This window comes from Heliomicrobium gestii, assembly GCF_009877435.1.
Taxonomy (GTDB): Bacteria; Bacillota; Desulfitobacteriia; order Heliobacteriales; family Heliobacteriaceae; genus Heliomicrobium; species Heliomicrobium gestii.
Genome location: NZ_WXEX01000010.1, coordinates 136,785 through 142,929, shown reverse-complemented (window position 1 = coordinate 142,929; position 6,145 = coordinate 136,785). Strand labels below are relative to the sequence as shown.

The window sequence follows — 6,145 nt, the reverse complement described above, 5'->3', positions numbered from 1 at the left end:
CTTGCCTATAGCTAAACCGTTTATTCATTCCATAAAAGAAGAAAAAGAAGACAGAACAACGCATAGAACAGGCAAAATATCCTCGGCATCGAAAACGACCATACTTTTCCTGTCTCTCCTTGATTTTCTCCGTAGAAACGTGAAAAAACCTGTTGACTTTAGTCTTTTTTTTTGATACAGTATATTTCGTCACCGGCGAACACCGCTGGTACGGGCGATTAGCTCAGTCGGTTAGAGCGCATGCCTCACATGCATGAGGTCGGGGGTTCGATTCCCTCATCGCCCACCATCTACTTTGCCGAAGTGGCGGAATTGGCAGACGCGCTGGTCTCAAAAACCAGTGAGGTCACCCCTCGTGCCGGTTCGACCCCGGCCTTCGGCACCATATTTTGCGGGAATAGCTCAGCGGTAGAGCATCGCCTTGCCAAGGCGAGGGTCGCGAGTTCGAATCTCGTTTCCCGCTCCATATCGTTTATATCCGGTTTGCGGGTGTAGTTCAATGGTAGAACATCAGCTTCCCAAGCTGAATACGTGGGTTCGATTCCCATCACCCGCTCCATCAATGGCTTATAGGGGAGTAGCTCAATGGTAGAGCGGCGGTCTCCAAAACCGTAGGCTGCGGGTTCGAGTCCTGTCTCCCCTGCCATCTTTCTTCAATCATATATGCCGCTGTAGCTCAGTCGGTAGAGCGTATCCTTGGTAAGGATAAGGTCACCGGTTCAATCCCGGTCAGTGGCTCCATGTATGCGAGAGTGGCGGAACTGGCAGACGCGCACGTTTGAGGGGCGTGTGGGCAACCGTGGGGGTTCAAGTCCCCCCTCTCGCACCAATATAGAAAAAAACTCAGGCTTGCCTGAGTTTTTTTGATCGCGATGTCTCCGCTTTCGTTCACGGTGTTCATTCTCATAGAACTCTTAAGCCTTAGGTTCTATCTTGTCGTCAACACCCCTGCCCGGGGTGTTTTATTTTTTTGAGGACATCTAAGAAGCACCGACAGATGACTTGAAAAGATTTGAAGGGGGGGAGAGGTAATGTGTGGAATAATAAGCGACAGGCAATTTCGTGATCGCCATTTAAAAAAGCGCCTGTCATTCTAATCGTGAAAATAACGGGCGAATATTCGTTTGAATCCTCCGATCCTGATCCATTTTGTAACGGGAGGGAATCTTGTGTTAAAGCGAACGATGGTTGCGGGAATCACCTTATCTCTTTTGGGAGCTGCCTGTGCGTCCGCCTCTGAGCCTGTTGCTTCCAAACAAGAGCCAACCGTTAAGGAGGAAAGCCAGTTTGATAGCTTTCTACCCCGAGACAAAGAGATTGATCTTGAACCAACGCTTGATCCGTCGTGGTTTAATTTAAGAAGTTGGATTTTTCTACAGAACCGAAGCAACGAGAAGTCTCCTGAAGGCACGTTGGCCCGTGTAGTGATATGTCTTTTAACTCGGGATACCGGTGCTATTGACCAGTCTCCCAGTGCTAACATTCGGACCTTTACTCTCGACAACTATTTATCCGATAAGGGGGTAAAAGCAAAGCGTAAACTCGAAGAATTTGATCTGTCTTCCCCCTGGCTCTCTACATTAAACGTCGAAGAGGTGTACAAGCCGAATGATAGTAGACGAACCTATAAGCTGAAAGGCATCAGTCGGACGTCGGCCATAGGTGGTGTATATCCTGTTGCGATTTCCATCACTTTGACCAAATCAATCGATGGAAGATGGCAGGCAGATGACTTTAATGTGAGTGATGGGTTTCCACTACAGTCGATCCAGACGAGCGATTATGATATTTCCGTTCCTTCTAAGTGGACTGTCGTAAAAACGAATTCTTCCGTAGCGGAACTGTCATTTAAAACAGATAATACAGGAGAAAAAAATGTCGGCGGTGTTGCGGTGCTTCATTTCCCCGGAGGAAGTTCGGTTGAATTTCTACACCCCAATCCTTTCGAAGCGGTGGAGCGGTTGAATAAATATTCTGGTTACGAACGAGAGTGCTATTCGGTTACATTAAAGAGAATTCCACCCGCTGCGGCTAACGGTAATGAAGTAAACTATGAACGACATTTTTATGTTGTAGATCGAGAACATCAGACAGCGTATGATCTGTATTTTGACGCCGATGCGATTGACTCGGTTACTGCGTGGCAAGTGGCCAATAGTTTTCGACTTGCCAGTAAATAGAACATCCAAAGTTTTTACTGCGTTACAAACAATATTTCGTGATTGGAAGAATACTATGCAGCAGAAGTTCCTGCGTTTTTTGTTTTATACATTTGGGATTATAATTATGACTTTTGGGATTTCCTTAACCATTCAATCCCATATGGGTACGGGGCCTTTTGATGCGCTGCTTGTCGGTTTGTATAAAACGTTTGGGTTAAGCGTCGGGAGTTGGGAAATTAGTATCGGTCTTTTGCTGGTTCTGCTTAATGCGCTAGCACAACGTCGAACCCCCGAATACGTAGCGTTATTAACATCATTCATTACAGGAATCGGTATTGATTTTTGGTTATTTGTAACTTCAGACTGGATTCAACCGTGCACGATACTTGCACGACTGCTCTGTTTCACGATTGGTCTTGGATTGGGCGGATTCGGGATAGCAGTCAATCTACAGGCCGATTTTGCGCCTAATCCAATGGATCGATCGATGCAAGTCGTAAGAAAATTAACAGGTTGGAATCTCGCTATTTCCAGAGCATTCATCAGTATTTTCTTTGTAATTCTTGCGTATTTTTTTCATGGTCCTATTGCAGTCGGTACGATTTTATCGGCTGTTTTTTCAGGTATTACTATAAAAATCTTCACACCATATATTGCACAATTTGAAAAAAGAACGAGGAAGGATGGCGTAGCTTCGTGAACGGCTAGAGCGATATTGTGTTTTGCGCAAACTAAACCAAAAAGGGCTTATTTTTACTAAAAGCACCAGGCATAGGGTGCCCGGAGAGAACGCAAACGAACCAGTCGAGGATGCTTTCGTTCATGACAATATTTTTTCAGGGATAATCACACGTTCCCTTGTCCTATCCATAAAATGGTATCGCAGGTGTACTCAGTACCGTTGAAAGGAGGACTTTACCATGGCTGTTGTTGCCGGTGGTTACGTCGGTTTTCCCACTGTAGTCGGTCTTGCGATTGCCCTCATCGTCATCGGAGCATTCTATCCCGCGATTGTCGGCGGCGGATATGTAGGTGATTGTTAATCGTTGATTGAAAATCGGAGGAGAGGAGGGTTCCTTATGGGGAACTGCGTTGTTGCCAGCAACTTTATTGGAAACCGTATTGTTGCATTAGCTATCTTAATCATCATTATCGCTATCCTTGGCACCGGTTTCGGATTTGGATACGCCGCCACGTAAGAAGTGAAAAAGATGGAGAAACGGTAGGTCCAGGATGACGTCCTGGGCCTTTTTTGGCAGGATTGATATAGCTAAAGTTGAAACACCCGGTCAAGTTTGGTAAACCCTATGTGTTGCCTGATCAATGGGGGAACATTGACGAGCCGGAAGTCACTTTTTTGTGCTTTGGTCAAGCGGTAAAGGCGGAAAAGCCAGCTGATGCCGGACAAGTCTATGCGATCGACTTGAGATAAGTCAACGAGGAGGACTGATGGACCGGATAAGAGCGATTGAAGATGTTCCGTAGTGCGGTCACAGAGAAGTCGAAGATTAGGGCCCATCAAATCGATTTTTGGTTGGATGATAAGATGTTCGCTATCCAAGGAAAGATTCATCTTATATGCGGAGCAGCAAAAGGAGGGGCTGGTACACTTTACGCAGGAACAGGTGAATTGTTCTATGGGCAATTGGCGGTTCATCTTGACCTTCCTTTCTGTTATTTTTTATCCAAGTTTAGATTATCAAGACGATGTGTCCTTTTTGTGTCGTAAGTTTGAAAAAGCTGTGAAATATCCGCGCGATCAGAACAGTGAGTCTTCGGTCAAGGAAATCGAAGAAATCCTTCGGGTGATCAATCAGTCAATGAGAAGAATCGAAGAGAAAATCAATCAGACTGCCGAACTGGGCGATCGTCAAGCTGCGGCGACGGAAGTAATCTCGGCATCCATGCAGTCTTTAGCGGAATCGGCCGTTGAGATAGAAAAAGTGGCCGAAATCCTTTAGGGTATGTACAATAGCATCCCTGTGTTTTACCATAGCAGTAGGGTTGTTTCGATGGCAAACAGGGAGACTATTATTGATTCCTGCGAGATTCCTGCGAATGTGCTCCAACTGTGTTCCTATTAAAATAACGGCGGAAAGAGGGGGGTCTTCCTTGTCCCAGGATAAGTACAAGATACTGATCGTCGACGATTCACCCTTCAGCCAGTCGATCATCAAGAATTCCCTTCAGGAAGAGCACTTTCACGTCATCGGGATGGCCAGCACCGGTTACGAAGGGATTCAACGGTACCGGGAACTGAAACCGCAGTTGGTGACAATGGACATCACCATGCCTGATATGGATGGCTTGGAATGTGTCCGGCGAATTCTTGACATTGATCCCGACGCCAAGATCGTCATGATCAGTTCCATGCGTGATCTGGACCTGATCAAAAGGGCGCATGCGCTGGGGATCGCTCATTTCCTGCAAAAACCCTTTCCACCAGAAGAATTGAACCGTTTAGCTCTCAACATCCTGCGAAAGCGGGAACAAACCCAACAGGACGCTCACGTTTTCGCTGAAGTCTTCCGACAAGCTTTACAGGATAGCCTCGCGACGTTGTTGTCCGCCTCGGTCACTCTTTCGGAGCTATCCGAACAAGAGGCTGAATATGCCTCCCTGGGCATCGCTGTGGTGATCGGTATCACCGGCGATCGGGCGGGTAAAATGATCCTGGATTGCGCGCCAGAAACGGCCCTGGCAACGGCGTGCCGGATCCTGCGCAAGGACAGTGTGGATGATCAGGAGATGCGTTACGCCGTTGCTGAGATCGGCAACATTATTGCCGGTCACGGCGTTTCACGCATCAATGATCGCATCGGCGGGGGCAATCTCCGACTTACTTCCCCGAGCATCCTTTGCGGCAAGGTGGGGATCATCAATCCAAAAATGATCGGCTTCCGAACAACAGCGCAGACCGGAGAAGGTCCATGGAACCTGCTGGTCGGTTTTGGAGGTGCCTCCGGTGGACGTTAAACACATTGAGCCTTTTGTGGAAGCTCTTCACAATGTGCTGCCTATGCTCGGCTTTCAGCAGATCACCCGGGGGAAGCTTTCTGTGGGCGAACGTTTCGTGGCCGGGAAGGGCGTACTTGGTCTCATCGGCACGACAGGCGACGTGGCAGGGAATATCGCCTACAACTTTACCGAAGAAGTGGCCAAAAAAATCGCTTCGACGATGATGGGCGGGATGCCGGTCGATACCTTTGATGCGCTAGCCCAGAGCGCCGTATCGGAACTGGTCAATATGCTGACAGCGAACGCGGCCATGACCTTGGAAAAAGGGGCGATTACGATCGATATCTCGCCACCAACCATTATTTTGGGACAGGGTTCGACCATCACCATCAGCAGCACTCGTTTTTTGACGATTGAGTACCTGGTGGACGGGATGCATATTGACGTTAACTTTGGATTTAATCAAAAGTAATGGAAGGATCGGCGACTCTACGGGCTGCCGATAGAGCCCGATAGCGCTGATCGTGATAGGATCGTTTCGGACAGTCGTTCTAAGAGGTGAGAATCGTTGATACAGGAATACAAGGTGGCCCTTTTTACCGCTGATCCCGTCCTCGCAAAGTCCTATTACGGCTCTTATGAGATGGATGTACAGGTGGAGGTGTCTGGCGGTGGGTATGCCCGTCAACCCGTCACTTTCCAGCTTGTCCGGACCGGTGACGGTTATATGGCCCGCAACGCCGAGTCGGTGATTTTCCCGGAAGCCACGGCATCTTGGGGCGGGATCACCCATATGGCCATCTTTTTAGAGGGGAACCGGGGATTCTGCACTCCTCTTAGTGAGCCCAGTCAGGTTTTATCGGGAGAGACAGTGGAAATCCGTCCCGGCGAGTTGGCGCTGTTGATCCCGCTGGAAACCTGCAATTGTTGCAAAAAGGCACCTGGCCATTCAGCCTGAAAGGCTGTCGATTTGATTCCAAGGCCTGGCGAAGTCGCGCCGGGCTTTTCTATTTGAGGTTGTCTTT

At 48.2% G+C, this 6,145-nt stretch carries 8 protein-coding genes and 7 tRNA genes; 14 read left to right on the top strand and 1 reads right to left on the bottom strand.

The window, feature by feature from the left end; translation table 11 throughout:
• Window positions 1–212 precede the first annotated feature (212 nt).
• The 10 genes from GTO89_RS12550 (at window position 213) to GTO89_RS17695 (ending at window position 3,205) form a co-directional block, all read left to right on the top strand.
• Window positions 213–289: transfer RNA gene (locus tag GTO89_RS12550), tRNA-Val, on the top strand.
• Window positions 290–297: 8 nt separating this feature from the next.
• Window positions 298–385 (top strand) — tRNA-Leu (locus GTO89_RS12545).
• A 6-nt stretch (window positions 386–391) separates the two neighbouring features.
• Window positions 392–466 (top strand) — tRNA-Gly (locus GTO89_RS12540).
• A gap of 19 nt (window positions 467–485) precedes the next feature.
• Window positions 486–559, top strand: a tRNA-Gly gene (locus GTO89_RS12535).
• 12 nt (window positions 560–571) lie between these two features.
• Window positions 572–646: transfer RNA gene (locus GTO89_RS12530), tRNA-Trp, on the top strand.
• Between the two features lie 19 nt (window positions 647–665).
• Window positions 666–741, top strand: a tRNA-Thr gene (locus GTO89_RS12525).
• A 5-nt stretch (window positions 742–746) separates the two neighbouring features.
• Window positions 747–829: transfer RNA gene (locus tag GTO89_RS12520), tRNA-Leu, on the top strand.
• Window positions 830–1,169: 340 nt separating this feature from the next.
• Entirely contained in the window at window positions 1,170–2,180 is a 1,011-nt protein-coding gene (locus GTO89_RS12515; protein ID WP_161262423.1) for a hypothetical protein, read from the top strand.
• A gap of 55 nt (window positions 2,181–2,235) precedes the next feature.
• Window positions 2,236–2,862 (top strand): YczE/YyaS/YitT family protein, encoded by a 627-nt coding sequence (locus GTO89_RS12510; RefSeq protein WP_161262422.1) that lies wholly within the window; start codon window positions 2,236–2,238, stop codon window positions 2,860–2,862.
• A gap of 220 nt (window positions 2,863–3,082) precedes the next feature.
• Window positions 3,083–3,205, top strand: a complete 123-nt coding sequence (locus GTO89_RS17695) for a hypothetical protein (protein ID WP_268894689.1) — start codon at window positions 3,083–3,085, stop codon at window positions 3,203–3,205.
• A 227-nt stretch (window positions 3,206–3,432) separates the two neighbouring features.
• Here the strand turns inward: GTO89_RS17695 and GTO89_RS17980 are convergent, their stop codons facing one another.
• Window positions 3,433–3,681, bottom strand: a complete 249-nt coding sequence (locus GTO89_RS17980; protein WP_407929494.1) for an STAS domain-containing protein — start codon at window positions 3,679–3,681, stop codon at window positions 3,433–3,435.
• Between the two features lie 118 nt (window positions 3,682–3,799).
• On the opposite strand from GTO89_RS17980, the gene GTO89_RS12500 reads away from it, so the two are divergent.
• The 4 genes from GTO89_RS12500 (at window position 3,800) to GTO89_RS12485 (ending at window position 6,078) form a co-directional block, all read left to right on the top strand.
• Window positions 3,800–4,123: a hypothetical protein gene (locus GTO89_RS12500; RefSeq protein WP_161262420.1), complete on the top strand. Its 324-nt coding sequence runs from the start codon at window positions 3,800–3,802 to the stop codon at window positions 4,121–4,123.
• A gap of 151 nt (window positions 4,124–4,274) precedes the next feature.
• Window positions 4,275–5,138: a response regulator gene (locus tag GTO89_RS12495; RefSeq protein WP_161262419.1), complete on the top strand. Its 864-nt coding sequence runs from the start codon at window positions 4,275–4,277 to the stop codon at window positions 5,136–5,138.
• Window positions 5,128–5,592, top strand: a complete 465-nt coding sequence (locus GTO89_RS12490) for a chemotaxis protein CheX (protein ID WP_161262418.1) — start codon at window positions 5,128–5,130, stop codon at window positions 5,590–5,592. Before GTO89_RS12495 ends, GTO89_RS12490 begins: the two co-directional genes overlap by 11 nt.
• Window positions 5,593–5,688: 96 nt before the next feature.
• Window positions 5,689–6,078, top strand: coding sequence for a phage tail fiber protein (locus GTO89_RS12485; RefSeq protein ID WP_161262417.1), 390 nt, complete (start codon window positions 5,689–5,691; stop codon window positions 6,076–6,078).
• Window positions 6,079–6,145 lie beyond the last annotated feature (67 nt).

Bases quoted from the DNA above. Each gene is read 5' to 3' on its own strand.
- GTO89_RS17695 (WP_268894689.1), top strand. From the start codon at position 3,083: ATGGCTGTTGTTGCCGGTGGTTACGTCGGTTTTCCCACTGTAGTCGGT.
- GTO89_RS12500 (WP_161262420.1), top strand. From the start codon at position 3,800: ATGGGCAATTGGCGGTTCATCTTGACCTTCCTTTCTGTTATTTTTTAT.
- GTO89_RS12510 (WP_161262422.1), top strand. From the start codon at position 2,236: ATGCAGCAGAAGTTCCTGCGTTTTTTGTTTTATACATTTGGGATTATA.
- GTO89_RS17980 (WP_407929494.1), bottom strand. From the start codon at position 3,681: ATGGGCCCTAATCTTCGACTTCTCTGTGACCGCACTACGGAACATCTT.